The organism is Denitratisoma sp. agr-D3 (genome assembly GCF_054658675.1).
Window position 1 is genome coordinate 1 of the sequence record NZ_BAAGIA010000006.1, and the last position, 24,491, is coordinate 24,491.

Sequence of the window (24,491 nt, forward strand, 5' to 3'; positions counted from 1 at the left end):
TGTGGGGAGGTGATCGTTTTGGCACGGGGGAAGAGAGCGGGCTGGTAGGTGAATAGCCCGCAACGGTGCGGGATGGCGGCGGATTCAGGGGTTATGGGTGGCCGCCGCGAAAATGCGCAAAAGTGATGCCGGAACGATCATTTTTGCGGTTTATTTGGCACAAGGTGGATGAAAAGCGGCAATTGGTGAACAGGGGCCTTCGGAGGCTCATTGGCCGCCGTGGTCGGGAAAACCCCATCAGAAGCCTTGATCCAGGTGTCGCCTATTCGGATCGAGACCACGCCTGCGAGGATTTCCCGCAAGTCACTCTCCGGGTCTCCATGATGCACGCATCCAGTATATGTATGCGCCCGTCACGCGGCAATGCTTAGAACCTGCGCCAGGTCTGCGTCTTCGGCCTTTCCTCTTAGCAAAGCCGATTTGTACAGAACCGTGATAATCGCCGCGTGTTTTGCTGCCGGAATGCGGACGCGGTTACCGTTATCGGCCAGCCAGCGATGAAAGAAGTCAATCACTTGCTGGAGAAGCACGGCATCCAGTAACGCCGGGGAGGCTGCGTAAGCCACCCCGGGCTCTTGCACGGTCCCTGGCTGACCGCCGCTATCCAGTAGAGCCGGCCCTTCCCCGAACAGAACGAAATCCACGTTCACCCCGAGTTTCCGCATGGCTACTAGGGTTGCGCCTCCCGGGATGCTCTTTTCCCCCTCGTAATCACGCACCGTCTGGGCTGATCCCTTCACCAGGCCCGTTTTCGCCATTTCAGCGGCCATCTGGGGCGGGGTGAGCCTCAGCGCCTCCCTGGCGACCCTGAACCTGCCAGAAATTTCGTGTTTCAGGGCATCAAGCTCTGGCTTTACGCTTTCCATAGGCTAAGTGTTAAGAGGAAGTGTAAACGTGCGAGTCGCTTTACGCTTTCCCTTATCCCCCTGTTTTTATTGATTAAAAATTCAATTCCCCTGATTTCCTCACCGCTGCAAAGCGTAAAGGCGAACCGATGCACGAAATTTCTGTTGCAAGCCAGAAATTTCTGGTTTAGCATCTTTCCCCATGAGGAAAACAAACCGCCTAAAAAAAGCAGCCCAAGAGGACTGGCACAGCGCCGACATCGTGGCCGCCTTGCGTAAAGCAGGCTGGTCCCTGCGCAAGCTCTCCATCCACCACGGCTACAAAGACCCGAGCACCCTGAAAAGGGCGTTACAGGTGCCGTGGCCAAAGGGACAAAAGCTGATCGCCGAGGCCATTGAGGTAGCACCTCAAACCATTTGGCCGACGCGTTACAAGGGTACCACCAACGAAGGAGCTGGTAACTCACTGGTAACTGATCTGAGGGCGGCGGCATGACGTACTTCCCGTCCTGGCTCATTGCCACTGAATCAGCACGCCGCGCAGCTCGTCGATTTTTGCGGCAACTGGCGACAAGTCGCCCGGCCCAGGCAGGGACTCCTGCCGAACCGAATCAGCAGCCCGGCCAAGGTGCCCGGCTGTCACCCCAAGGGGAAGCACCCCTTGGTCATGCAAAGCGCGGGACAAGGTCATGAACGCGAACCGTAGCGCCATCACCTCGTCCTGCTGCTCGTCAAGCTGCTCTTCCAGTAGTTCCAGTCTTGGATTGCTCATGTTTTGCCTCCGTGTTCGTAACGGTTCCCAGTCTAGGGAGCCCCGACAAGCGGCACTAGGGCTAGAGCGGCTATTTGTTTCGACCTATCACCAATGGGATATGTCAAATGAAAATGCGTAATTGGAAGCGTGTCCGCCCTCACTCCCTGCTGAACGCCATGCAGCTCTGCGTGGACTTCGCCAGGGAGCGGCACAACCGCTCGATTGAGCGTATCGCCGACCTCATGGGGGTCCAGTCACACACCCTCTACAAGTGGCTGGGCACCGGGCGCATGCCTGCAAACCTGATCCGCCCCTTTGAAAACGCCTGCTGCTGCAACTACGTCACCTGGTGGTTGGCCCACGGCGCCCACAAGCTGCTGATCGACATTCCCTTGGGGCGCAAGGCCACCGAAATGGACGTCGCCCAGCTCCAAGAGTCAATTTCAGAGGCCACCACCACCCTGATCCGCTTCTACAGCAGCAACGCCAGCATCGACGACACCATCGCCCAGCTCACCGTCGCCCTGGAAGGTCTCGCCTGGCACCGGGAGAACGTATCCCGGCAAGCCACACCCGAGCTGGACCTTTTCGGAGACGACAATGCCTGACCGTCTCACCCTTGCCGACCTATCCGGCTACCTGGGCGTCTCAAAGGTCGCCGTCGCCCAGCGTGCCAAGCGGGAAGAATGGGTATTTGAAGCCATCCCCGCCCGGGGCGGCTTGCAGCACCGCTATGAGCTTTCCGACCTGCCCGCACCCGTGCGCCAGATCGTCGTCAAAAAGCGGGCAGAAGCCATCGTCTCCTCCGGTGCGGTTACTGCCGCACCTTTGCCTGCCGCCGCACAGGCAGCAGGCTTTCCTATTCCCTGCATCGACCTCACCGACCAGCAACGGCAAGAGCGCGATGCCCGCAACGGTGTCCTGGCCGCCATCAAACGCATCCAGGAAGAAGCCGGCGCCAGCCAGGCCGCCGCCATCACCACCTTGCTTACCTCCGCCAAAGCCGGGCAAACGCCGGCCACCTTGGGCGCCATGCTGCGCCTCGCCCGCGACCCACGGGGGCGTGCAGGGGACGGCTTCCCCTCCGAACGTACCCTCAAACGCTGGTTAGCCGCCCCGGACCTCACCCCCAAGATCGTCCAGGCCGACCATGACATCCCAGCCTGGGCCAATGGTTTCCTTGCCCACTTTCAAACCCCGCAAAAGCCCAGCGTAGAAGCCGCCTACCGTGAGTGGGTCCGTCAAGACTTCATCCCAGGCGACACCATCCCCGCCAGCGTCCACCAGGTACGGCGCTGGCTGGCCAAGCTCGGCACCGTCACCCGGGAGCGGGGCCGCATGGGCGACCGCGAACTCAAGAACATCAAGCCCTTCATCCGGCGCGACTTCAGCCACCTGGAACCCAACGACATCTGGACCGCCGACGGCCACACCTTCGACGCCGAAGTCCAGCACCCCTTGCATGGCCGCCCCTTCCGGCCCGAAATCACCACCTTCATCGACATCGCCACCCGCCAGGCTGTCGGCTGGAGCGTGGACCTGGCCGAAAGCGGAATGGCCGTCGTCGACGCCCTGCGTAGCGGAGTAGAGCGTTACGGCATCCCCGCCATTCTCTACGTCGATAACGGCTCCGGCTACGCCAACGCCCTCATGAAAGACGAAGCCACCGGCCTCATGGGCCGCCTCGGCTGCGAAATGCGGCACAGCCTGCCCTACAACTCCCAAGCCCGGGGCGTCATTGAACGCAGCCACCAGACCATATGGGTCCAGGCCGCCAAGCAGCTCCCCAGCTACGTCGGCGCCGAAATGGACCGCGAAGCCCGGCTCCAACAGTTCAAGCTCACCCGTCAAGCCCTCAAGAAGGGCGGCGCCATGCCCCTCATCCCCTGGGAAGTCTTCGTCCAATTCGTCGAAGCCAAGGTCGCCGAGTACAACGCCCAGCCCCACCGCTCCCTCAAAGGCGTCTCCCCCGACCTCTGCCGCCGCTCCTTCGAGGCCCGGGGATGGCAGGCCCATGTGCTCGGTAACGACCACGTCGAAACCCTGTTCCGGCCCCGCGTCATCCGCACCATCCGCCGGGGCGAAGTCGAACTTTTCACCAACCTCTACTTCTCCCAGGCCCTGGCCGAATTCCACGGCCACAGCGCCCAGGTCGCCTACGACATCCACGACCCCAGCCGCATCTGGATATACACCCCCGAGGGGCGCTTCATCTGCCAGGCAGAAGCCAACGGCAACCGCCGCCACTACATGCCCGTCCCCGTCGTCCAGCAAGCCCGGGAACGCCGGGCCAAAGGCCGCCTCGCCCGGGTTGACGCCAAGCGCGAAGAAATCCTGGAAGAACTCCACGGCGCCCCAGCCCTGGCCGTGCCCAGCGCCGACCACCTCGTCATCGGTGGTCGCGTCATCGACCCCGCTGCCATCTCCGCCATCCAGGCCAAGCCGATGGACGAAATCACCGAACCAATGGACGAAACAGCCAAGGCAATGGGCGGAATCGCCAAGCCCCTGGCCCAGCCCGCCGTATCCCGCAGCCAACGCCGACCGGAAGAGAACTACATCGAGTGGCAGGACATCGACCAGCGAATCTTGGCCGGTGAGCCCGTTACCGAGGATGAAGCCAACTGGCACGGCAGCTACCAGCAGACGACGCAATACCGCGTCCTGGCAAAGAGAAAGGCCGCAGCGTGATGGCAGTCACGCGGCGGCCCGTTTGAAGCAGTACCTACATAGGAGAAACAAGCATGTCACAAGTCGCACAGATTCACAACCTCAACCTCGTCCGCATCGCCGTCGAGCGATTGGTCACCCGGCAGCAAAGCCTACCCGGCTTTGCCGGCCTCTATGGCCCGGCAGGGTGGGGGAAAAGCACGGCGCTGTTGGCCGTCGCCAATGAGACCAATGCCTATTACGTGCAAATGCGTAGCGCCTGGAGCCGCAAGGCCTTCCTGGAAAAAATCCTCTTTGAAATGGGCATCAAGGCCGCCGGCACCGTGCCTGCGCTGCTCGACCAGATTTGTACCCAACTCGCCGCCAGCGGTCGCCCCCTCATGATCGACGAGTTCGACTTCGCCCTGCGCACCGACAGCATGGTCGAACTGGTCCGCGACATCTACGAAGGCTCCCAGGCCACCATCATCCTGGCCGGCGAAGAAATGCTCCCCACCAAGCTCAAGAAATGGGAACGCTTTCACAGCCGGGTTTTGTCGTGGATACCCGCCCAGCCCGTCAGCATCGAAGATGCCAAGGCACTGGTCCCCATCTACAGCCCCGGTATCGCCATCGCCGACGACCTGATCGCCCACCTGGTCAGCCAGGCCGGCGGCAGCGTCCGCCGCGTCTGCGTCAACCTCAGCGGCATCCACGAAACCGCCCACCTGGAAGGCTGGAAAGACGTCGACCAGCACCGCTGGGGCGACCGTCCCATCTACACGGGCGAAGCCCCGAGGAGGGGTGTGTGATGGCACTGCTCAGATTAGTCAAATTCCGGTGGGTGCGTGACCATTTCGACGAAAACGAAGCTGAGACTGTTTTCTTCAGCGAGGCCAAGCCAGTCGTATTCCGTGGCGAGAATAGCCCGGAGGTGCTTCTCCGCATGATCGACGGCGAAAACCGTATCTGGTCAACGCTCGGGCTCAATGTCGATGATCTTGACCAGCTCATCGAGCAGTTGCAAACGGCCCGCGATGATCTTGACGACTACCTTGAGACAGTCGCCAAGGCCCTGCTGAAAAAATACGACGCGGAGGGCGATCATGCCGCGTAAGCCAGTCCACCTCACCTACGTCGGCGGCAAAGGCCCCCGGCAGCGCATTTGGGACGCCATCCGCAAGATCGGCGGCAAGGGTGCCACCTTCACCGAGGATGACATCTGGTCCGCCACCGAAGGGCGGGAGACCGACATCGATACCGGCCTGGTGCGCGACTACCGGCGGGGCCTCGTCGCCGCCGGCTTCCTGTCCCTGGTCGCGCCACACAAGGATCGCTACGTCAAAGCCGTCTATCGCCTCGCAATCGATGCGGGCGTTGATGCCCCTCGGGTCCGCCGCGATGGCACCCCGGTAACGCAGGGCCTGGCCCAGGAGCAAATGTGGCGAACCCTGCGCATGCACAAGGGCGACATCAATGCGCGGGAACTGGCCGCCTATGCCAGCACCCAGGATATCCCCGTCAACGAAGTCGCCGCAGGCGACTACCTGCGCAACCTGCACCTGGCCAACTATCTCCGATGCACCGCCCAGGCGCAACCCAACGCCAACCGGCATGTCCCCAAACTTGCCCGTTACCAGTTGGTCAGCGACACCGGGCCACGCACCCCGATGGTTCAGCGCACCGATGCCATCTACGACCCGAACCTGGACAAGGTGGTCTGGATTCGGCCCATCACCGAGGAGACCGCCATCTATGGACACTGACCAAAGTGCCGGCATCGGGATGTCGCCGAACGCGGAGCCGGCCCCTACCGCCATTGCCTTGCCCCTGTTCCTGCCCGCCGACGCTCCCCTCTGGCAGCGCCTGTTGGTGGATGAAGTCAGCCAGGCCGAAAAGCGCGGAAATGGCGGAAAGGCCGCCGTGGCCCGTCTGCTGGGGTTCAAGCGTGCCTACGTGTCCCGCGCCGTCGCCACCATCGAAGGCCGCCCCAGCGGCTTTCCCGGTGGCGTACCGCAGACCTTCATCGACCGGGTGCTGGATCGCCTGTACGTCATCCGCGAATGCCCGGCCACTTTTCAATCCCAACCCCGTGCCGAATGCGACCGCATCGGCAACGGCCCGGCCCCCACCCATAACCCGCAGTCGATGCGCATCTGGAAAGAGTGCCAGCGGTGCCCGCACCGCCCAACCAAGGAAAAGGAGTAACGCGATGGACGCTTTACTGCAAATGCCCAATTGCCTGAAGCGGCAGGCCCTGGCCGCCGTGTCGGCGGATCGGGTGCTGGATAGCCTCACCGCCGCCAAAAGCGTAGTCCTCAAACTGCGCCTCAACGGCTTCGACATCATCAGCGTCTTGGCAGGCGCCGATGGCCGCACCACCGTGCAGGTGGCCTATCACCCCCGGATCAAGCAAATGCTGGAGACGGGGCAGGCCGGCTACTACTACCAAACCAACACCGAGCAGCACGGCGAATTCCGGGCCGAGGCAAACGACGGCACCATCGTCCAGGTCGTGTGGGTAGAAAGGAAGGGGCACTGACATGCGCCGCCTAATCCTCACCTGGCGCCTGGTCGCCGATCCCGTCCTTCACCACACCCTGCGCAGCGCCTGGCGGCGGGCGGGAGAACTGTCATGACCCGCGCCCGCCACGTCTTCACCGTTTCCCACGGTCGCATGGCGCTGATCGTCCGCGTCATGGCGACGGTGCAGGAGGTCGATGCCGAATATCGAGGCGGACGTCGTCGCCGTGAGAAAAATCAGGCGCATGCCTTTTTTTTACCGGCACCAGACAGCGCATCGCATACGGGAACCATCGTCCTGGCGATCAATAGCGAATTGTTGGAGCTTGTTCCTCACGAGGTCGCCCATGCCTCACAGCACCACCTTGGTGGCGCCGTGAGTAACGGCTGCGAAGAGCGCCATGCCATCGCTATTGGTCTTCTATCAGCTCGCATTTTTTCCCAGCTCCGCATGCGGGGCGTGGAGGTGTGACATGGCCGGATTTGTGAAAGGTCGCCCCTGGACGCCGGAAGAAGATATCCGTCTCCTGGCCATGATCGAAGGAGGGGACGGAAAGACCCTGGCCGCAACCACCCTCAATCGCCCCTACAGCTCCATCGAAAGCCGCCTCAAGGTGCTTCGAGGTCGCCAGCAGGATGCACGGTACCAAGCGCCCCACCGGCCCCGTGTAGGGGGGAAGAAACAGCGCCCCTGCATGTGCTGCGGCAACCAATTCTGGTCCGAAGGCAGCCACAACCGCCTGTGTTCCAACTGCAAGTCGAAGTCCCTCAGTCCCTACGCCCCCTGAAAGGAGACTCACCATGCCCCTCGAAAAAGCTGTAACGCCTGATGCTCTTCATTCCGTCCTCCGCCGTGGCCAGGCCAATGGCCGCAGTGCCAAGGCCCTGGCCGCCGACCTGCACACCACCGACCGCGCCATCCGGCAGTTGGTGGATGAGCTGATCGAGAAGGGTGTCCCCGTCTGCGCCCATCCCTCTACCGGCTACTTCATCGCCACCACCCAGGCGGAAGTCGAAGCGACCCATTCCTTCCTCACCCAGCGGGCCGAGCACAGCACCCGCAAGGCCGAGCAACTGCTCCACGCCTTCATCAACTACCAGAACCCTGACCTTTTCTCGGGAGCCTACGCATGACCCACATGGACAAAATCGAACAGCAGGCCAAGCGTTACAGCGAAGCCCGCGACAAGGTGACCGCCATCGTCACCGCCCTCAACACGGCGATGGATGCCCTCAAGCGCACCGAAATACCCAAGCTGCGCAAGGCCATCGCCGCCGCCGCCGAGCATCACGACCAGCTCAAGTCCCTCATCGAACAAGCCCCCGAGCTTTTCGCCAAGCCAAAGACGCAAACCTTCCACGGCATCCGCCTGGGTTTCGTCAAGGGAAAGGGCAAGATCGAATGGGAAGACGCCGACCAGGTGGTGCGCCTCATCAAGAAGCATTTCCCCGACCAGGCCGACGTGCTAGTCGTCACCACCGAGAAGCCCGCCAAGGACGCCCTCAACAACCTCACCGCCGCCGAGCTGAAGAAGTTGGGTATCAGCGTCAGCGAAGGCGACGAGGCCGTCTTCATCAAGCCTGCCGACAGCGCCGTGGACAAGATGGTGGATGCGTTACTGAAATCGGCAACGGAAGAGGTGTCGGCATGAGCTACCAGCACAAACTCGACCTGCTCAACACCGTGGGCCTGCTCCGCGACCAGGCACGCCGCCTGCGCGGTTCCCTCAATCCGGGCGACGTGGCCATCGCCGAAGACTTGGAGCGCATCGCCATCCGTATGGAAGACGAAGCCAGACACCTTCCCGATGCCCCGGTCCGCATCACCAGCTTTGACCTGATCGCCCACCTACATCGGCAACGGGAATTCAGCCGGGCCACCTTTGGCCCGGGTGATCGCCTGAAGGGGGTGGTGGCCCACATCCGCAAGGAGCTGGAGGAAGTCATGGCCGCTCCTGAGGATGCCGAGGAATGGGCCGACCTGATCCTGTTGGCCCTGGACGGCGCCTGGCGGTCTGGCCATGAGCCCGAAGACATCGCCCTGGCCATCGCCGAGAAGCAGATCAAGAACGAAAGCCGCACCTGGCCTGACTGGCGCACCGTGCCGGAAGGACAGGCCATTGAACACGTCCGGGGCGGCTGACATGGAAGATAAATCCTCCATCATTGAGAAGATCAAGAAGTGCCTCGCCCTGGGGAAGTCCAGCAATGAGCATGAAGCCGCTGCCGCTCTTCGTCAGGCACAAAAGCTGATGGAACTTCACGGCATCAGTGATGCGGACATGCTGTCCGCAGGGGCTGAAGAATGCTGCGCCAAATCCGGTGCCGACTCAAAACCCGCCAAATGGGAAACCATGCTTGCCGGCAAGATCGGTGAAGCCTTCGGTTGCGAGGTGCTGTTTACCTCGGCGCATGGCCATGTACTTCTAGGCAATCGGAAACCTGGTCTGTGGAGTTTTATCGGCTGTGGTACTGCCCCAACCATTGCGCAGTACGCTTTCGAGGTATTGGCCCGTCAAGCCAGAAAGGCCCGCAAAGAGCATATCGATAACCGCCTGAAGCGGTGCAAGCGGAATGCTCAAGTGAGGCGGGCAGACCTCTTTAGCGAAGGCTGGGTGCGTGGTGTCGGTGCTTTGATCTCTGCATTTTCGGGAACAGAGCAGAACCGCCTGGCAATTGCCGCCTACATGGAAAAGCACTACCCGAATCTTCGTGATCTTCAGTCGACTGATCGGAACCGGGGACGCGGCCTGCGCGACTATGAATTCGGTGATCTGAACGCTGGGCATATCAGCGGTAGGAATGCACAGCTTAATCACGGTGTCGGCTCTGCTTCCTCGCCTCTTTCCTTGGAGTGACGTGATGATCGTCCTTGCCGTGATGCTTTGGGCCTTCATAAACCACCACCCATTGGTCGGCATTTTTCTGCTGATCGCATGGACTATGGAGGATTGACATGGTTGCCACCGCCGCCTCCCGTAAATCTCTCTTGGCCAGCCTGCATTGCATCAAGCGTGACCAGGGCTGGGACGACGCCACCTACCGGGACATCCTGGAGGCCCGCACCCTGGAGCTGGGGGGTAGAGGCTACCGGAGCGCCAAGGACATCCCCAGCCCCGTCCTGGCCCGCCTGGTGGGCGCCCTCAATGGCGACACCAACGAATGGCGCTGGGTGGATCAATCGCCAGAACCCCGTCGCAAACTGCTGCGCAAGATCATCGTCCAGTGCCGCCTGCTAGGCATCCGCAAGGGCGGCCAGGTGGCCTACGTCCAAGGCATTGCCTGCCAGATGTCCGGCATGTGCAAGGGCAAGGTCGCGCAGAACGTCACCAAGCCCCTGGTCATGTGCGACCCCTCCGAGCTATGGCTGATCGTGGCCGCGCTGGAGTACCAGGTGAAGCGTCAGGGGGTGGATCGTGCTTGAATTTCTGTCCGGCGTCATCATAGGTGTCTTCCTCGGTGGGTATCTCGCCTGGGAGCGTTTTATCCGTTACGCCCCCCGGCCCATCGCCATCACCATCACCCCGGAAGTGTTGCACCAGGTCAATGGCTGCATCGTCGGCGCCTGGTTGGATGCGCACGACATGGTCTGGATGCCGAAGGGGCCGGACTTCAAGCCGGGTGAAAAGCTGTGAAGCTATCCACCGCCCATCTGCCGCCACAGGCCCTGGAGCTGGTCGACCTCATCGGGTTGGCCGCAACGCTGGTCTTGGTCGAGTGTTACCCTGGGCGGGTGTTGGACATTCCTACCGGCGACCGCCGCCGTGGGCGTGAATTTCTGGCCGAACTGGCCGACAAGATCGGGACCGAGGCGGCGGAAAAGCTATCCCAGCGTTACGGCGCTTCGCCCCTGGTCGTGCCAAAATGTGCGGCGGCATTAAGGGCTTGCCGTGACGGCAAGGTGCAGCAGCGCTTCGACGTACTCACTGCGGGCGGACTGTCCGCCCGCAAGGCTGTCGCCCAATTGACGGGTGAATTCTGTCTCGTCGAGCGGACTATCTGGCGCATTCTCAAACGTTGCCCTGGCGACGTTATGAGCAACCCGCAACAGCCCGACCTCTTTCCCGTTTAAGTTACCCGCTGGCACTCGCCAGCGGTTTTCGATATCCCCATGCGCGCGACACTGCGGGCATGAGAGCTATCGATACCATCGTCATCCACTGCTCGGCTACCCCCAACGGCGTCAGCCTGTTTCGGGGTGTGCCGGGTGAAAAGTTTCAGACCACGCCTGTCCTGGTCATCGACCGGATGCACGGGGAGCGCAAGCCCCCGTTCCGCCGCGACCCCGCCTGGGTAGTCCGCTGGAACCCCGGCCTGCTGCACATCGGCTACCACTTCGTCCTTTACACCAACGGCTACTCCGCCACGGGTCGTGCCCTGGACGAAGTCGGCGCCCACGTCGCCGGCCATAACGCCCACTCCATCGGTATCTGCATGATCGGCACCGATGCCTTTACCCGGCATCAGTGGGACGAACTCAAGGACTTGGTCAACATACTGCTCAAGCAGTACCCCAAGGCGCGCGTTTGCGGCCACCGCGATCTGTCGCCCGACCTCAACGGAGACGGCATCGTCGAGCCCCGCGAGTGGATCAAGACCTGCCCCGGCTTCAACGTGGCCGACTGGCTAGCCGGCGGCAAAGAGCCCCTGGCTGGCCACATCATCGAAGGGGATGGCTGATGCAATCCTCCTATGTGACCTGCCGCAAGTGCTGGTGGAAATCCCGCGTCATCTGGTTCAACGTCCTCATCGGCGCCCTGGCCACCCTGGAGGCCAGCGCCAACCTCATCCAGCCCTACGTCCCCGGTAACGTTTACGGCTGGGGGCTGCTCCTGCTGACCGTGGGCAATACCGTCCTGCGCACCATCACCACCCAGGGGGTCAGCCTCAAATGAGCCTCAGACAAGAAGCCCTGACCTCCGTCATCGTCGGCCTGCTGCTGCTTCTGTGTGTGGGTCTGGGTGGCTACTGGCTGGGCCGAAGCGATGGCAAGAATGGATGCCAAGCAAAAACGGCCGAGGCCCAGGTCGTCGCCATCGAGAACCACAACACCGCTGCTGTTGCTGGTAACGCCGCCGAGAAGAAATCCGTCGCCGCCAAGTCCGCCCAGGCCACTTTTACCCAACGACTGCTGGAGGAATCCCGCCATGCACCTACGTCTATGGCTGCTGATTGCAGCCTTGACCCTTACCGCCTGTACCGCTGGCGTCAAGCCAACCGAGGCGCCCCTGCTGCTACCGCCAGCCAGTCTGACGACGCTGCCGCCGGAGGAGCTACCGCAACCGGAGACGGCGGGCCTGGAGGATTTGTACATCAACCATCTGCGGGTGGCGGGGATGTACCACGAGCTGCGGGAGCAGTTGAAGGGGCTGGTGGAATGGCTGGAGAAAACCCGTGAACTACGCTGAAGCCCGTGGCCGCATCCGCGATGGCGACTTGATCGCCGTCCGCTCCAACCACGGCGGTCTGGCCGCCCTGATCCGCGCGGTGACGAAAAGCCCCTACACCCACACCGGCGTGGCCATCTGGCTGGACTGCTGGCAAACAGGAGAGCATGGCCTTTACATCGCCGAGATGGACGGCATCAAGGCAGTGCTGACTCCCTTGAGCCAACGCGCCGACGTCGACTTCGACGTATTCGACTGCCCGGTGGATCGCGGCGCCGCCTGCGCCGAGTTGCTGGCCGCCCTGCGTCACCCCATCAGCTACGACTACCTGGATCTGTTGCGCATCGGTGCGCGCAAGCTGTGGGGATGGGCGCTGCCACGTCGTGACCGTGGCGGCCTGGTCTGCTCGGCCCTATCGGCCCGCATCTACCGTAACGCCAGGTGGATGCCTGGGTACGAGCTTCCCAGCCTTCCCGCGCCGAGTGACCTGGTGGCGGCCATCGGCTACGAGCCCTTCCTCGTGGTACGCCCATGAGCCGGATATTCGACCGGGCCAGTGAGTCCGAGCAGAACTTCCGGGATGACGCCCTGGCGGAACAACGCCGCCGGGCGGGTCTGGAGGACAAGACCGTTGACGACAGCGCCACCTGTTGCGTCCGGTGTGACGATCCGATTCCGCTTAAACGCCGTCGGGCCTATCCAGGAACCCAGCATTGCGTGAGCTGCCAGGAATTTCTGGAACGCATCAAGAACCGAAACCTTAGAGACCCACGAGGCCCCAATGGATATTGATACCAAACTACTGGCGCTGATCGGGCTGTACATCAGCGCCGCCAATTTTCTGCTCACCTGGGGGGTGGCTCTGTACATGTACCTTGCCAACAAGAACAAGGTCACCAACGAGCGCATTACCAAGCTGGAAACCGACCTGGGAGCCAGGGTCCAAAAACTGGACGAGGATGTCGATGGTCGGTTGGACGACTACGGTAATCGAATCACCGCCCTGGAGGAAAGTGATGAACATGGCCCAACGCATCATGACCTCGGCAAGCTCCATGAAAAAGTGAACGAAGTCGACGGCCAGTTCAAGGAATTACGGGGTGAAGTGAAAGGCATCCGAAATCTGCTTGACACCATTCATCGTCATCTGATGCAAGGAGGTTGAACATGGTCTACGCCGAAGAAGTGCAAAAAGCCCGCCGCCTGGCCATCCTTCTGCAACTCTACTTTGCGCCTGGCTATACCGCCGCGCTTGATTTTGTCCGTAACCAGGTCGAGCGTACCGGCTACGCATCTAGCCTGGACCAGATCGCCACCGACCTCGCTTGGCTAAAGGAGCAGGGCCTTGTGGTGACAACCAAACACGGCGCCCATCGGCTATCCGACCGTGGCGTGGATGTCTGTCTAGCCCGTGTTGAGACGCCAGGTGTTCTTCGCCCGCGTCCCGACGAAATACCGGAATAACGCAATGGCCCACGACCCCGACAAGCGCCGCGCCGTGCGCGGCGATTATGTTTTCAACCAGCTCGGCCTGGAGGTCGCCGCTGCCAAGCACGGCGTGCCTGACGGCACGGCCAAACGCTGGAAGCGTGAAGCCCGGGTTGAGGGGGACGACTGGGACAAGGCCCGTGCCGCCCAGATGATTGCCGGTGGTGGTATCGAGGACGTGGTGCGCCAGACCCTGGCCGTGGTGGTGCAGCAAGTACAGGCCACGGTCGAGGCCATCCAGGCGGGCGACATGGCCCCGGCAGACAAAGTGCAGGCGCTGGCCAGCCTGGCCGATGCCTACAACAAGCTCATGGCCGCCAGCAAGCGCCTGATGCCGGAGACCGACAAGCTGGCCACGGCGGTGGATGTGGTCAAACGCCTGGGTGAGTTCGTGCGCACCAAACACCCCCGGCACAGTAACGCCTTCGCGGAAATTCTGGAGCCCTTCGCGGACGAGCTGGCGAGGGTGTATGGCTAGTTTAGGTCTTACGGTGGGCGCGTTGATTGATGCGCCGAAGATTGTCCACCGCAGTCTTGAAGTGGGCAACCTTGTCCAGTACGTCCTCCACATTGACTGCCACCATTTCCGGCTTGCCTTTTTCAGTGGGATCGTAGCCGAGGTACATCATGTCTTGATTATTCAGAATTCGGCCCTTCAGCGCCTTTTCAAGCTCTTGATAGTGCCGTTGCAACTCTTCCAGGGTGTTGTCGATTGTGGTTTTGAGAAAAATGCTCATAGGGCCTCCTTTGATTGGTGGGGCTATGTTAAATGACTAGCCAAAAAACATCCCGCCGCTCCTTCCTGGAGGACATCACCCGCTTCGCTGCCGAGTTCCGGCAGATTATCGAAGCGGAGGTGGATGGCTTCGACCCGGACCCTGAGGCATCCCGCCAACGCCGGGAGCGGGCTTGGGATGATTTCGAGTATTTCTGCCGGACCTACTTCCCCCATTACGTGAAGAAGGCCAACAGCCGGCTCCACGATGCTCTTTACAAGCGCCTGCCCGAGATCGCCAACAGTGACCGGGCCGAGACCGACGCCATTGCGGCCCCCCGGGGCGAGGCCAAGTCCACCATCACGTCCCAGCTTTTTGTCCTCTGGTGCGTGATCACCGAGCGCAAGTGGTACGCCATGATCGGCATGGATGCCTTCGACCAGGCGGCCATCATGCTGGAAGCCATCAAGGCCGAGCTGGAAGGAAACCCCCGCCTGGCGATGGACTTTCCCGAGTCCTGCGGCGGCGGTGGCCGGGTGTGGCAGGCCGGGGTGATCGTTACCCGTAACGACCGCAAGGTGGAAGCCGTCGGCAGCGGCAAGCGTATCCGGGGCCGTCGCCACGGCCCCCACCGGCCCGACCTGTTTATTGGCGACGACTTGGAAAACGACGAGAACGTAAAAACCCCCGAGCAGCGGGACAAGCTCCAGGGCTGGATCACCAAGGCCGTACTCAAGCTGGGCGGCGCCGGGGAAAAGTTCGACGTGATCATCATCGGCACCATCCTGCACTACGACTCGGTGCTGGCTCGTCTGCTGAAAAACCCCCTGTGGAAGTCGGCCAAGTTCAAGGCCATCATGCGCTGGCCGGACGATATGTCCCTGTGGGACACCTGGGAGAATCTGCTGCTTTCCCAGGGGGAGGGCATGGCCGATGCCTTCTACGACCAGCACAAGCTGGCAATGGATGCCGGGGCAGAAGTGAGTTGGCCAGCCGGGCGGCCTCTGGTAGCCCTGATGAAGATTCGCGCCCGGGACGGCCATGCCTCGTTCGACTCCGAGCTGCAAAACGATCCCCTGTCCGATGACGATGCGCCTTTCGCAAAGTGCATCCAGTTCTGGGTCAGTCGCTTGGCCGACTGGATTTTTGTCGGGGCTTGCGACCCTTCCTTGGGGAAGGCCGGCGCCAGCCGCGACCCCTCTGCGTTATTGGTTGGTGGGTTCAATCGCCAGACCGGCATCCTGGACGTGGTGGAAGCCCTCATCAAGAAACGTCTTCCCGACCGCATCATCGAAGACGTGATCGCGTTACAGCGGCAATACCGATGCCTGCTGTGGCTGATCGAGACCGTACAGTTCCAGGCGTTCCTATATTCCGAGTTGGTCAAGCGTTCCGCCGTTGCCGGGGTGCCAGTACCAGCTCGTGCAGTAACGCCTATTGCCGACAAGGTGCTGCGTATCGAAAGCCTTCAGCCCCATTGCGCCAATGGCCTGATCCGCTTGCACCCAAGCCAAACCACCCTGATCGACCAGCTCCGCCACTTTCCCAAGGCCGACCATGACGACGGCCCTGACGCCCTGCAAATGTTGTGGATGGGCGCCACTTCCATGCTGGGGGCACATACCGGATTTGAATCCATACCCCGGATCCCCGCTGCGGGTGGCCGTGATGATGACTGGAGCGACGACTCCCGGAGGATGTTCTGATGCCACAAATTCTCGACCTCAACGGAAACCCCATCGACCGCGGTGCCCTGGGCGAACCTCAGACCGCTGCGATTGCCCAGCTCCAAAACACCTACCTCACGCCGGCCCTCAACGGACTCACGCCGGCCCGCCTGGCCGCCGCTTTGGAGGCGGCGGACATGGGAGACTTGACCTCCCAGGCCCGGCTGTTTTCGGATATGGAAGAACGCAACGCCCATCTCTGTTCGGAGATGGGTAAGCGCAAGTTGGCCGTCATGGGGCTGGACTGGGACATTGTTCCGCCGCGCAACGCCAGTGCCGCTGAAAAATCGGCAGCCGAATGGGTTAAGGAAGTGCTCATCGATGCGACGGACCCCATCGAAGACCTGATCTTGGCACTGATGGATGGCGTGGGCCACGGCTTTGCACCGGTTGAGCAAGAATGGACCCTTGAAGACGGGAAGCTCCTGCCCCGCTGGTATCCCCGCCCGCAGGAATGGTTCCGTCTCTCTACCCGGCGCGACGAGCTGCGTCTTCTGGACAGCAGCGCCGATGGCGCCCCCCTCAAGCCCTTCGGCTGGGCCTTGCATACCCACGGCAAGGCCAAGACCGGCTATCTGGGGCGCCTGGGCCTGTACCGTGTCCTATCCTGGCCATTCATCTACGCCGCCTACGGTATCGGCGACTTCGCCGAGTTCCTGGAAATCTACGGGCTACCGATCATCGTCGGCAAATACTTCAGCACCGCCACGCCCGAGGAAAAGGCCAGTCTTCGCCGTGCCGTTACCGCCCTCGGCCATGACGCCCGCGCCATCATGCCCAAGGAAATGGAGCTGGAGATTCAAAAAATCACGGGCGGCGGCGATAGCACGCCACACCTGGCAATGGTCGAGTGGGCGGAAAGGTCCATGTCCAAGGCCATCCTGGGGCAGACATTGACCAGCGACACCGGCAAGCAAGGCGGCGGCAGTTATGGCCTGGGCAAGGTGCACAACGAAGTGCGCGAGGACATCCGTAATTCCGATGCCCGGCAGATCGCCACCACCATCAACCGCGACATCATCTACCCGTTGATGGCCCTTAACCTGGGCGTGGCCGGGCTGTCCCGTTGCCCACGCCTGGTGTTCGACACCGGCGAGGCCGACGACCTGGTGCAACTCGCCGAAGGGGTGAGCAAACTGGTCGCCGCCGGCATGACCAGTATTCCAATCTCCTGGGTCCATGAAAAAGGCCGCATCCCGTTACCGGATGGGAAAGAGCCAACCCTGGGCGCCGTGCAATCTCAGGCGGCACCAGGCGGCGCCAAGGCGGCCACCAAGGCTGTCATGGCCGCCTTGGCGGCCATGAGCGGCAAGGCGCCGCAACCCGACGAACTGGACGATCTGGCCAGCTTGATGGGAAACGATTGGGAACAAGTCGTTGCCCCGCTGGTAACGCCCATCGAACGCCTAGCGGCCGAGTGCAAGACCCTGGAAGAGTTCCGCGCCCGACTGCCAGCCGCCATCGAGCAGATGGACGTCGCCGAGCTGGCGGCCCTGGTCGCCCAGGGCGACTTCGCGGCCGCAGTATGGGGAAGAATTAACCGTGAGTAAGGGGATGCGAAATGCAAGACGTTGAGGTGACGGGGCACGGAGATTTTGAGGTGGCAACGGCTCGCGGGAAATTTGGATTTACTGCCTGGGCAAAGAAAGGGAAGATTCAAACCGATTGCCCGGTCAAAGAGCCAGGGGAGCATGTGTGGTTCAACTTTGGCAAAACACGGAGCCAAGCACAAGATGCGATCTTGGTTGAAATCGGTGCCGAAATGTCAGCAAAAGGCTGACCATGTCCGCCCCGCGCATCGAACTAAAGCCCCTCATTCCCAAGGAGGCCGTGGCCTTCTTTCAGCAGAAGGGTTACAAGATCGGTTTCGACCACCGCGACGTATGGCAACAGGAACACCAGGCCGCCTTCACCGTGGCCAAGGCCATGCAAATGGATCTGCTGCGGGACATCCGGGCAGCGGTGGACGACGCCATCACCAACGGCACCACCCTGGAGGACTTCCGCGCCAACCTAAAGCCCCTATTGGTCAACAAGGGCTGGTGGGGCCGCAAGGAAATGACCGACCCGGTAACGGGCGAGACCAAGGATGTCCAGCTCGGCAGCCCTCGCCGTCTCAAAGTCATCTACGACGCCAATCTGCGTACCGCCCATAGCGAAGGGCAATGGCAGCGCATCCAGGCGGGTAAGGAAACCCTGCCTTACTTGATGTACGACCATACGCCCAGCGCTCATGAGCGCAAGGAACACGCGGCCTGGGATGGGCTGGTCCTGCCGGTGGACGATACCTGGTGGCAGTCCCACTACCCGGTCCGGGCCTGGGGGTGCAAGTGTCGGGTTGTCCAGGTCGGTCAGCGCCAGATCGACCGCCAGGGGCTCAAGGTGGGCACGGCGCCCGCCGAACGCTACGCCGACTACACCAACAAACGCACCGGCGAAACCCAGCAAGTGCCCGTAGGCGTGGACCCGGCCTTCAATTACCCGCCAGGCGGTCGCCGGGCCGCCCTGGTGGACAATCTGGCGGCCAAGCTGGAAGCCCTGCCATCCGATCTGCGTTCCCGTGCTGCCCGCAACCTGGCCGGCGACGCCTTTGCTGCCTGGAAGGCGGCGCCGGCCGGTGACTGGCCCATCGGCGTGCTGCCGCCTGGCCATGTCGCCGCGATGGCGTTACAGACCGACGTGGTTCGGCTGTCATCGGCCACGATGGAAAAGCAGGCGCGACGTCATCCAGAGCTGGCCGATGCCGAGTATGCCTACGTGCAAGACACCCTGGAGCGTGGCCAGTCGGTACGCGAGTCCGACCAGGCCATGCTGTTCCTGTTGGAGGAAGAAGGGTACGTGACGGTGGTCAAGGCCACCCAAAGTGGCCGGGCGGCGTTTTTGACCAGCTTCCGCCGCTTGTCGTCGGACAAGGCCAAGCGGGACCGGGAGGTCCGGCGGCTGCTCAAGAAGGGGAAGGAGGGGGAATAGAACAAAGACGGGCGGTGGGGCCTCCCATCCGCTGACGCGGCAACCCCACAAGGCGCACCGGCATTGCTGCCAGGCTACGGCCGGGAGAATGTCACCGTGTCGCGCCCGTCTGGTAAGTATACGCCGCCCGATCCTCGCTATCCATCGATTTTGAAAATCGGCCCCAGGCGCCTTTAAATCATCCCTGCGCCGCCTCGATGTATCAGACGGGTGCTGTCGGCGGCCAGTAACGCGCCAGTAACGCGCCACAGGTGCCTTACGGAGGGTTGCGGGATGGTCGGTTGTCTATGGTGATGGGAAAGTGGTGGTTCTTCCGGGGTTTGTTGGTGCTGAGGGGCTGGGGTAGCATAGCGGTCCTGTATTCCATTGGGGAGCGGTAAAGATGAGCAAGGCGTGGGTGTCCATGATTCTGATGGCGGGTTGTTGTGCCGCTGTTGCGGCGCCGCTGGTACTGGCTCCCGCAGACGGGGTGCAGGGCAAGGACAAAATAACCGCCCAGGCGGGGATTGATGTCTTGTTGAAATCCTGCCCCGCGCTGGCGCGTTATGGTGATGACTTGAAGTCCACTGGCGCAAAGCCTCGGGAGGCCCGCATGGCGGAACAGCGTGATTTGGGTTGGGAGTCGGCCGTCGAAATTCAACTGGTGGTGGTTGATCGCCCCCAGCGGATACCCTTGGAGTACAAGGCGAGTGGGCATCATTGCTACTTCGATGTCTCTCCTGCTGGAAAAAATGCGGGGGTGACGATCTCGAAAAGACCTTGCATTGCCATTTGCCAGGGCGAGGTTGAGCAATTGAATCTGCCCAATGGTTACAAATTCATTCCCGCGCGCTGAGTAGTTCCTCGGTCTTCGCTCCACATTAAACCGCTGGCATCTGCCAGCGGTTTTTATTTGTGCGCCATCGGCAACATGGCGCCATGTCGAAAACACGCAAACCCACTGCTGTCGCAATTGCTGCCCTGGCATCTTCCCTGGTCATCCAGGGCGATGCCCCGGCGACCGAGTTTCGCCTGATCCCCGCCGGGGAGTTTCAGGCGGTGGATGGTCGTCCTGGTAATGGCAAGAAGTGGAGTCTTACTCAATGGCGGGCGGATCTCATCATTGCTGCTGCTCATGCCCGCCAATCTGACATGGTGATCGACTACGACCACCAGACCCTGCATAAAGAAAAGAACGGCCAGCCTGCTCCTGCTGCGGGCTGGTTCAAAGACCTTGAATGGCGCGAAGACGGTCTGTGGGCCGTCAATGTCCGCTGGACCGCCGAGGCTGCTGCTGATCTGGTGTCAGAGCGTTACCGCTACATCTCCCCCGTGTTTCTCTACGACCAGGACTCTGGCGAAGTCCTGGCGTTACGCATGGCCGCCATTACCAACGACCCCGGGCTGGACGGCTTGACCGACTTGTCCGAGGCCACGCTGTCCTCGCTGCTTTTCGACCCATCACAACCTAAGGAGCCCTCCATGAAGGAACTGCTCAAGGCCCTCGGCTTGCCCGAGACTGCTACGGAGGCCGAGGCTTTGACCGCCCTCTCGGCCCTCCACAACGCTCACCAGGGACAGGTTGCCGCCTTGACCGCCCAGGCCACTGCCGTGCCCGACCCTGCGAAGTACGTCGCCGTCGCCACCCTGTCCGCCGCTCAGGCCGAGCTGGCCACTGCCAATGCCCAGCTTGCGGCCCTGCAAGCGGCCTCTGCTGCCGCCGAAGTGGACAAGGTCGTCGTGGCCGCGCTCTCCGCCGGCAAGCTGACCCCGGCAACCGAGCCCTGGGCGCGTGACCTGGGCAAGACCAATCTCGCGGCCCTGCAAGCCTTTGTGGAAAAGGCGACCCCGGTGATTGTGCCTGGTGCCATCCAGACCGATGGCAATTCTCCGGCGGGCGCTGCCACGGCGGCACTGTCGGCTGATGCACTCAAGGTGGCTGGGATGCTGGGCGTGTCCGCCGAGGAATACGCCAAGACCCTGGCCAGCGAATCCCAATCCAAATAAGGAGGCCGACATGGCTTTGACTCAAGATCGCAATACGCCCCATAAGGATGGTGAGCTGATCGACGTTCCTGTGGCCGCCAATGCCGTTATTCATGCCGGCGCCCAGGTGGCGGCTAATGCTACCGGGTATGCGGCTCCCGGTTCCGTGTCAACCACGCTGACCTACCTTGGCTGCGCCGAAGAGGCGGTGGACAACACGGGCGGGGCCGATGGCGCCAAGAGCGTGCGAATCCGTCGCGGTAAGGCGTTCAAGTTCAAGAACCACGGCGCCGACCCGGTCACCCAGGCCAGCCTGGGCAAGGTTTGCTACATCGTCGATGACGAAACCGTCGCCGCCAGCAATGGCACCAATACCCGTTCCGCTTCCGGCAAGGTCATCGGCGTCGAATCCGATGGCGTCTGGGTGCAGTAACGCCCATCCATCACTTCACAGGAGAAACTCATGAAGTCGTCTTTGCGCAAGATTCTCGTGCTTGGGTTGGCTGCATTTGCCGCCACCCTGGCTTCCTTCGGCGCATTTGCCGCCGATACCGTTACTCATGTCGGCCTGGGGCTGGATGCTGACCACCTGCTGCTGGTCGGCTTTGGCGGTCTGATCGTCAACAAGGAAAACCTCAATTCCCTGTTCATCAGCCTCAAGACCACCTTCAATAACGCTTTCAGCGCGGCCCCTTCGGCCTGGCAGAAGATTGCTATGTTGGTGCCCAGCACCACGGCCAGCAACGATTACAAGTGGCTGGGCAAGTTCCCCCGTATGCGCAAGTGGGTGGGGGAGAAGGTCGTCAAGGCACTGGAGGCTTTCAACTACACCATCACCAATGATGACTGGGAAGCCACCGTCGAGGTTGATCGGAACGACATCGATGATGACAACCTGGGCATCTATGGTCCCCAGGCACAGTCTGCCGGTGAGTCGGCCAAGCAGCTCCCCGACGAAATCGTCTTTGCCCTGGCCAATGGCGGTTTCGCCAACAAGTGCTACGACGGCCAGTATTTCTTCGATACCGACCACCCCGTGGGCGATGGTGCCGGCAACGTATTGAGCATCAGCAACAAGGGCACCAAGGCGTTGTCTTGCGCCACGCTGGCCGCTGCTCAAGCCAGCCTGGGTGCTGCGCGCACCGCCATGCGCAAGTTCAAGGATGACGAAGGTCGTCCCCTGGGTGTGCGCCCCAACATCCTGCTGGTGCCGCCCGCCCTGGAAGACACGGCCAATGTGCTGGCCAATAACGAGCGCCTGGAAGACGGCAAGCAGAATCCCTACAAGGGCACCGTTGAGGTGGTGGTGGGTGATTGGCTGACTTCCGATACCGCCTGGTTCCTGCTGGATACCACCAAGGCCGTGAAGCCCTTCATCTACCAGCAGCGCAAAGCCCCGGACTTCGTGAAGCAGACCGACCCCGAGTCCGACAACGTCTTCAACCTGAAGAAGTTCAAGTTCGGCGCCGAGGCGCGGGCCGCTGGCGGCTATGGCCTGTGGCAACTGGCCTACGGCTCTGACGGCACGACTTAACCCATAACCCCTGTGACCCGGTGATCCCTGGCTGGTAGTGGCCAGCCAGGGCGAGGTAAGCAAATCAATTTCAGGAGATAGAGATGGCTGAAACCAAGAAAGTACCTGGCTTGCGTGTCGCGGCCAAGACCAAGAATTTCCGTCGCGCCGGCCGCGCCTGGTCTGAGCAGGTAACCGATGTGCCGCTGTCCGACTTCACGAAGGGACAGGTCGAACAGCTCAAGGCTGACCCCGGCCTCGTTGTGGTTGATATCGAGATCGAGGTCGATGACGGCATCGCCGTCGAAGCTGCTGCCACGGCCGCTGGCAAAAAGAAATAAGCCATGACCTACGCCACCCCCGCCGAGCTGCTGGCCGCCTTCGACCCCGCCGAGATTGCCGGCCGGGCCGACCGGAGCCTGCCGCCCTTGGTGAGCCCTGAGTTGTTGCAGGCCGCCGCCCAAGGTGGCGACCTGTCTGCCTGGACGCCCGAGGAACAGGCGGCGGCAGGGGTGGCGCTGGTGCGTGTGACCCAGGCCCTGGTCCGGGCGGGGAGCAGTATCGATGGCTACGTATACCCGCGCTATGCCGTTCCCTTGGTCGTGGTGCCCGAGATGGTCAAGCAGATCGCTTGCGACCTGGCCCGTTACTACCTCTACGACGACCAAGTCACCGAGACTATCCAAAACCGCCGCGATGAAGCAGTGTCCGCCCTGCGTGACATTTCTTCCGGCCGTCTCAGCCTGGGGCCGGTCGGTGAAGCGGGCGGGTCCGTAGTGCCTGCGCAATCGGGGGCCACGGTGGAAATCACCAGCTCGCCCCAGGTGTGGTCGCATCGGGGGCCGCGCTGATGGATGCCTGGATCACCCTCGACGATCTGCGCGTGCGCGGCGCCCTGGCCGCCCTGGTCAAGCTGGGCGGAAATCCGGCGCCTGCCTTGCGGGACATCGCCACCATCGGCGAAGCATCCACCCGCATGCGCTTTCGTACCGAGACCGGGCCGGATGGTGTGAAGTGGAAACCCAGCCTGCGGGTGCAGATGTCCGGCGGCCGGACCTTGACCAAGGACGGCCACCTCTCTGGATCAGTCAGTAGCGATGTCGGGCCGGACTACGCAGAGTGGGGCGTCAATCGGCCCTATGCCGCCGCGCTGCACTTTGGTGCCACCATCAAGGCGCGATCCGGCGGAATGCTGCGGTTCCGTCTTGCCAATGGTGCCTTCGTCAGCAAGGCCCAAGTGGTGCTGCCGGCTCGTCCCATCCTCGGGGTGAATGAAGAAGACGTCGGAGACATGCTCGACGCCACGACCCGACGCATCAATGCAACCGCCGATAACGCCGGAGGTTCCAATGTTGCCTGAAATCGAAAATGGCCTGGTCGACTGCCTCAAGGACGCGCCGATCAAATCATTCGTGCGCGCCATTGCGGTACTGCCGGACCTGGAGTCGGACACCCTGGTGACGCGCATGGGTGTCGATGCCCCGGCCATCTACGTATCCCTGAGCAAGAGCTTCAAGATCACGGACGCCGGCATCGTGCTATCGGCAGGGATTGCCTGTATCGCCAAGAACAGCCGCAGTCCGTTGTCCGCCCGTCACGGCGAGGCCGGACGAATTGGTCTGCTGGAAATGCTTGACCAGGTTATCAACCTGATGGACTGCGCCCAGGCCGGCGGTGCCATCTGGTCGCCGGTCAGCGCCACCGAAATGGCGGACGCCAAATTGGAGAAGGCCGGTTTGTACGCGGCGGTGGTCAACATCGAGACCACCGCTCCTGTCCCCCTGGCCGGCGTTGATATGGGTGCCTTGCCCGACTTCCTGCGCATCCGCACCGACTACGACGTGGGGCCGCGCTTCGATGCCGCCGAACACGATAAATGGGCTGGCGATCCTTCCGACCATACCACCAGCGCCCCGGCGCTGACCGATCAACAGCATTTGCAAGAGGAGTAACC

Annotated in this window: 40 protein-coding genes; 37 read left to right on the plus strand and 3 right to left on the minus strand. The window is 62.0% G+C overall.

What is annotated here, in order from left to right; genetic code table 11:
* Positions 1-353: 353 nt before the first annotated feature.
* On the minus strand, positions 354-866 hold the full coding sequence (locus ACYQ2U_RS14600; protein WP_459951125.1) for a helix-turn-helix domain-containing protein: 513 nt from the start codon (positions 864-866) through the stop codon (positions 354-356).
* Positions 867-1,047: 181 nt separating this feature from the next.
* Between ACYQ2U_RS14600 and ACYQ2U_RS14605 the strand changes: the two genes are divergently transcribed.
* Complete coding sequence (locus ACYQ2U_RS14605) at positions 1,048-1,341, plus strand: helix-turn-helix domain-containing protein (protein ID WP_459951126.1); 294 nt, start codon at positions 1,048-1,050, stop codon at positions 1,339-1,341.
* A gap of 18 nt (positions 1,342-1,359) precedes the next feature.
* On the opposite strand, the gene ACYQ2U_RS14610 is transcribed toward ACYQ2U_RS14605, so the two are convergent.
* Positions 1,360-1,617: a hypothetical protein gene (locus tag ACYQ2U_RS14610; RefSeq protein ID WP_459951127.1), complete on the minus strand. Its 258-nt coding sequence runs from the start codon at positions 1,615-1,617 to the stop codon at positions 1,360-1,362.
* Positions 1,618-1,724: 107 nt separating this feature from the next.
* Between ACYQ2U_RS14610 and ACYQ2U_RS14615 the strand changes: the two genes are divergently transcribed.
* The 24 genes from ACYQ2U_RS14615 (at position 1,725) to ACYQ2U_RS14730 (ending at position 14,124) form a co-directional block, all read left to right on the plus strand.
* Entirely contained in the window at positions 1,725-2,207 is a 483-nt protein-coding gene (locus tag ACYQ2U_RS14615) for a hypothetical protein (RefSeq protein ID WP_459951128.1), read from the plus strand.
* Entirely contained in the window at positions 2,200-4,290 is a 2,091-nt protein-coding gene (locus ACYQ2U_RS14620) for a transposase (protein WP_459951129.1), read from the plus strand. Before ACYQ2U_RS14615 ends, ACYQ2U_RS14620 begins: the two co-directional genes overlap by 8 nt.
* Before the next feature lie 53 nt (positions 4,291-4,343).
* Entirely contained in the window at positions 4,344-5,060 is a 717-nt protein-coding gene (locus ACYQ2U_RS14625) for an AAA family ATPase (protein ID WP_459951130.1), read from the plus strand.
* Positions 5,060-5,365, plus strand: coding sequence for a hypothetical protein (locus ACYQ2U_RS14630; RefSeq protein WP_459951131.1), 306 nt, complete (start codon positions 5,060-5,062; stop codon positions 5,363-5,365). Before ACYQ2U_RS14625 ends, ACYQ2U_RS14630 begins: the two co-directional genes overlap by 1 nt.
* Positions 5,355-6,014, plus strand: coding sequence for a hypothetical protein (locus ACYQ2U_RS14635; RefSeq protein WP_459951132.1), 660 nt, complete (start codon positions 5,355-5,357; stop codon positions 6,012-6,014). The genes ACYQ2U_RS14630 and ACYQ2U_RS14635 overlap by 11 nt, the downstream gene beginning before the upstream one ends.
* Positions 6,004-6,456 (plus strand): ATP-binding protein, encoded by a 453-nt coding sequence (locus ACYQ2U_RS14640; protein ID WP_459951133.1) that lies wholly within the window; start codon positions 6,004-6,006, stop codon positions 6,454-6,456. The genes ACYQ2U_RS14635 and ACYQ2U_RS14640 overlap by 11 nt, the downstream gene beginning before the upstream one ends.
* Before the next feature lie 4 nt (positions 6,457-6,460).
* Positions 6,461-6,790: a hypothetical protein gene (locus ACYQ2U_RS14645; RefSeq protein WP_459951134.1), complete on the plus strand. Its 330-nt coding sequence runs from the start codon at positions 6,461-6,463 to the stop codon at positions 6,788-6,790.
* 93 nt (positions 6,791-6,883) lie between these two features.
* Positions 6,884-7,243, plus strand: coding sequence for a hypothetical protein (locus ACYQ2U_RS14650; RefSeq protein WP_459951135.1), 360 nt, complete (start codon positions 6,884-6,886; stop codon positions 7,241-7,243).
* A gap of 1 nt (position 7,244) precedes the next feature.
* Complete coding sequence (locus ACYQ2U_RS14655) at positions 7,245-7,559, plus strand: hypothetical protein (RefSeq protein WP_459951136.1); 315 nt, start codon at positions 7,245-7,247, stop codon at positions 7,557-7,559.
* 13 nt (positions 7,560-7,572) lie between these two features.
* Positions 7,573-7,905 (plus strand): HTH domain-containing protein, encoded by a 333-nt coding sequence (locus tag ACYQ2U_RS14660; RefSeq protein ID WP_459951137.1) that lies wholly within the window; start codon positions 7,573-7,575, stop codon positions 7,903-7,905.
* Positions 7,902-8,423, plus strand: coding sequence for a host-nuclease inhibitor Gam family protein (locus ACYQ2U_RS14665; RefSeq protein ID WP_459951138.1), 522 nt, complete (start codon positions 7,902-7,904; stop codon positions 8,421-8,423). The genes ACYQ2U_RS14660 and ACYQ2U_RS14665 overlap by 4 nt, the downstream gene beginning before the upstream one ends.
* Positions 8,420-8,914 (plus strand): dATP/dGTP pyrophosphohydrolase domain-containing protein, encoded by a 495-nt coding sequence (locus ACYQ2U_RS14670; RefSeq protein WP_459951139.1) that lies wholly within the window; start codon positions 8,420-8,422, stop codon positions 8,912-8,914. Before ACYQ2U_RS14665 ends, ACYQ2U_RS14670 begins: the two co-directional genes overlap by 4 nt.
* A gap of 1 nt (position 8,915) precedes the next feature.
* Entirely contained in the window at positions 8,916-9,629 is a 714-nt protein-coding gene (locus ACYQ2U_RS14675) for a DUF2786 domain-containing protein (RefSeq protein WP_459951140.1), read from the plus strand.
* Positions 9,630-9,727: 98 nt separating this feature from the next.
* Positions 9,728-10,195 (plus strand): hypothetical protein, encoded by a 468-nt coding sequence (locus tag ACYQ2U_RS14680; protein WP_459951141.1) that lies wholly within the window; start codon positions 9,728-9,730, stop codon positions 10,193-10,195.
* Positions 10,188-10,406, plus strand: a complete 219-nt coding sequence (locus tag ACYQ2U_RS14685) for a hypothetical protein (protein WP_459951142.1) — start codon at positions 10,188-10,190, stop codon at positions 10,404-10,406. The genes ACYQ2U_RS14680 and ACYQ2U_RS14685 overlap by 8 nt, the downstream gene beginning before the upstream one ends.
* Positions 10,403-10,843, plus strand: a complete 441-nt coding sequence (locus ACYQ2U_RS14690) for a Mor transcription activator family protein (RefSeq protein ID WP_459951143.1) — start codon at positions 10,403-10,405, stop codon at positions 10,841-10,843. The genes ACYQ2U_RS14685 and ACYQ2U_RS14690 overlap by 4 nt, the downstream gene beginning before the upstream one ends.
* Before the next feature lie 59 nt (positions 10,844-10,902).
* Positions 10,903-11,451: an N-acetylmuramoyl-L-alanine amidase gene (locus ACYQ2U_RS14695; protein ID WP_459951144.1), complete on the plus strand. Its 549-nt coding sequence runs from the start codon at positions 10,903-10,905 to the stop codon at positions 11,449-11,451.
* Positions 11,451-11,666, plus strand: coding sequence for a hypothetical protein (locus ACYQ2U_RS14700; protein ID WP_459951145.1), 216 nt, complete (start codon positions 11,451-11,453; stop codon positions 11,664-11,666). The genes ACYQ2U_RS14695 and ACYQ2U_RS14700 overlap by 1 nt, the downstream gene beginning before the upstream one ends.
* Positions 11,667-11,918: 252 nt before the next feature.
* Positions 11,919-12,179: a hypothetical protein gene (locus ACYQ2U_RS14705; RefSeq protein ID WP_459951146.1), complete on the plus strand. Its 261-nt coding sequence runs from the start codon at positions 11,919-11,921 to the stop codon at positions 12,177-12,179.
* The gene (locus ACYQ2U_RS14710; RefSeq protein ID WP_459951147.1) at positions 12,166-12,693 is read left to right on the plus strand and encodes a hypothetical protein; all 528 of its coding nucleotides are present in this window, start codon (positions 12,166-12,168) and stop codon (positions 12,691-12,693) included. The genes ACYQ2U_RS14705 and ACYQ2U_RS14710 overlap by 14 nt, the downstream gene beginning before the upstream one ends.
* Positions 12,690-12,950, plus strand: coding sequence for a TraR/DksA family transcriptional regulator (locus tag ACYQ2U_RS14715; RefSeq protein WP_459951148.1), 261 nt, complete (start codon positions 12,690-12,692; stop codon positions 12,948-12,950). Before ACYQ2U_RS14710 ends, ACYQ2U_RS14715 begins: the two co-directional genes overlap by 4 nt.
* Positions 12,940-13,323, plus strand: a complete 384-nt coding sequence (locus ACYQ2U_RS14720; protein WP_459951149.1) for a hypothetical protein — start codon at positions 12,940-12,942, stop codon at positions 13,321-13,323. Before ACYQ2U_RS14715 ends, ACYQ2U_RS14720 begins: the two co-directional genes overlap by 11 nt.
* A 2-nt stretch (positions 13,324-13,325) precedes the next feature.
* Positions 13,326-13,622 (plus strand): hypothetical protein, encoded by a 297-nt coding sequence (locus tag ACYQ2U_RS14725; RefSeq protein WP_459951150.1) that lies wholly within the window; start codon positions 13,326-13,328, stop codon positions 13,620-13,622.
* Between the two features lie 4 nt (positions 13,623-13,626).
* Positions 13,627-14,124, plus strand: a complete 498-nt coding sequence (locus ACYQ2U_RS14730) for a DUF1804 family protein (RefSeq protein ID WP_459951151.1) — start codon at positions 13,627-13,629, stop codon at positions 14,122-14,124.
* Between the two features lies 1 nt (position 14,125).
* Here the strand turns inward: ACYQ2U_RS14730 and ACYQ2U_RS14735 are convergent, their stop codons facing one another.
* A complete protein-coding gene (locus ACYQ2U_RS14735) occupies positions 14,126-14,383 on the minus strand; it encodes a hypothetical protein (RefSeq protein WP_459951152.1) in 258 nt (85 codons plus the stop codon).
* Positions 14,384-14,415: 32 nt separating this feature from the next.
* Here ACYQ2U_RS14735 and terL point away from each other — a divergent pair, with 32 nt between their 5' ends.
* From terL to ACYQ2U_RS14795, 12 genes are all read left to right on the plus strand, one after another.
* Entirely contained in the window at positions 14,416-16,068 is a 1,653-nt protein-coding gene (terL, locus tag ACYQ2U_RS14740; RefSeq protein WP_459951153.1) for a phage terminase large subunit, read from the plus strand.
* The gene (locus ACYQ2U_RS14745) at positions 16,068-17,639 is read left to right on the plus strand and encodes a DUF935 domain-containing protein (RefSeq protein WP_459951154.1); all 1,572 of its coding nucleotides are present in this window, start codon (positions 16,068-16,070) and stop codon (positions 17,637-17,639) included. Before terL ends, ACYQ2U_RS14745 begins: the two co-directional genes overlap by 1 nt.
* Before the next feature lie 11 nt (positions 17,640-17,650).
* The gene (locus ACYQ2U_RS14750) at positions 17,651-17,869 is read left to right on the plus strand and encodes a hypothetical protein (RefSeq protein ID WP_459951155.1); all 219 of its coding nucleotides are present in this window, start codon (positions 17,651-17,653) and stop codon (positions 17,867-17,869) included.
* A 2-nt stretch (positions 17,870-17,871) separates the two neighbouring features.
* Positions 17,872-19,059, plus strand: coding sequence for a phage head morphogenesis protein (locus ACYQ2U_RS14755; RefSeq protein WP_459951156.1), 1,188 nt, complete (start codon positions 17,872-17,874; stop codon positions 19,057-19,059).
* A 382-nt stretch (positions 19,060-19,441) separates the two neighbouring features.
* Positions 19,442-19,894 (plus strand): hypothetical protein, encoded by a 453-nt coding sequence (locus tag ACYQ2U_RS14760; protein ID WP_459951157.1) that lies wholly within the window; start codon positions 19,442-19,444, stop codon positions 19,892-19,894.
* Positions 19,895-19,977: 83 nt separating this feature from the next.
* The gene (locus ACYQ2U_RS14765) at positions 19,978-21,045 is read left to right on the plus strand and encodes a phage protease (RefSeq protein WP_459951158.1); all 1,068 of its coding nucleotides are present in this window, start codon (positions 19,978-19,980) and stop codon (positions 21,043-21,045) included.
* Between the two features lie 10 nt (positions 21,046-21,055).
* Complete coding sequence (locus ACYQ2U_RS14770) at positions 21,056-21,457, plus strand: hypothetical protein (protein ID WP_459951159.1); 402 nt, start codon at positions 21,056-21,058, stop codon at positions 21,455-21,457.
* 30 nt (positions 21,458-21,487) lie between these two features.
* On the plus strand, positions 21,488-22,558 hold the full coding sequence (locus ACYQ2U_RS14775; RefSeq protein ID WP_459951160.1) for a Mu-like prophage major head subunit gpT family protein: 1,071 nt from the start codon (positions 21,488-21,490) through the stop codon (positions 22,556-22,558).
* A gap of 83 nt (positions 22,559-22,641) precedes the next feature.
* Positions 22,642-22,878 carry an HI1506-related protein gene (locus ACYQ2U_RS14780; RefSeq protein ID WP_459951161.1) on the plus strand — a complete coding sequence of 79 codons (237 nt, stop codon included), beginning with the start codon at positions 22,642-22,644 and terminating at the stop codon, positions 22,876-22,878.
* A 3-nt stretch (positions 22,879-22,881) separates the two neighbouring features.
* Positions 22,882-23,388 (plus strand): gp436 family protein, encoded by a 507-nt coding sequence (locus ACYQ2U_RS14785; RefSeq protein WP_459951162.1) that lies wholly within the window; start codon positions 22,882-22,884, stop codon positions 23,386-23,388.
* Positions 23,388-23,897 (plus strand): phage virion morphogenesis protein, encoded by a 510-nt coding sequence (locus tag ACYQ2U_RS14790; protein ID WP_459951163.1) that lies wholly within the window; start codon positions 23,388-23,390, stop codon positions 23,895-23,897. The genes ACYQ2U_RS14785 and ACYQ2U_RS14790 overlap by 1 nt, the downstream gene beginning before the upstream one ends.
* Complete coding sequence (locus ACYQ2U_RS14795; RefSeq protein WP_459951164.1) at positions 23,887-24,489, plus strand: hypothetical protein; 603 nt, start codon at positions 23,887-23,889, stop codon at positions 24,487-24,489. Before ACYQ2U_RS14790 ends, ACYQ2U_RS14795 begins: the two co-directional genes overlap by 11 nt.
* Positions 24,490-24,491 lie beyond the last annotated feature (2 nt).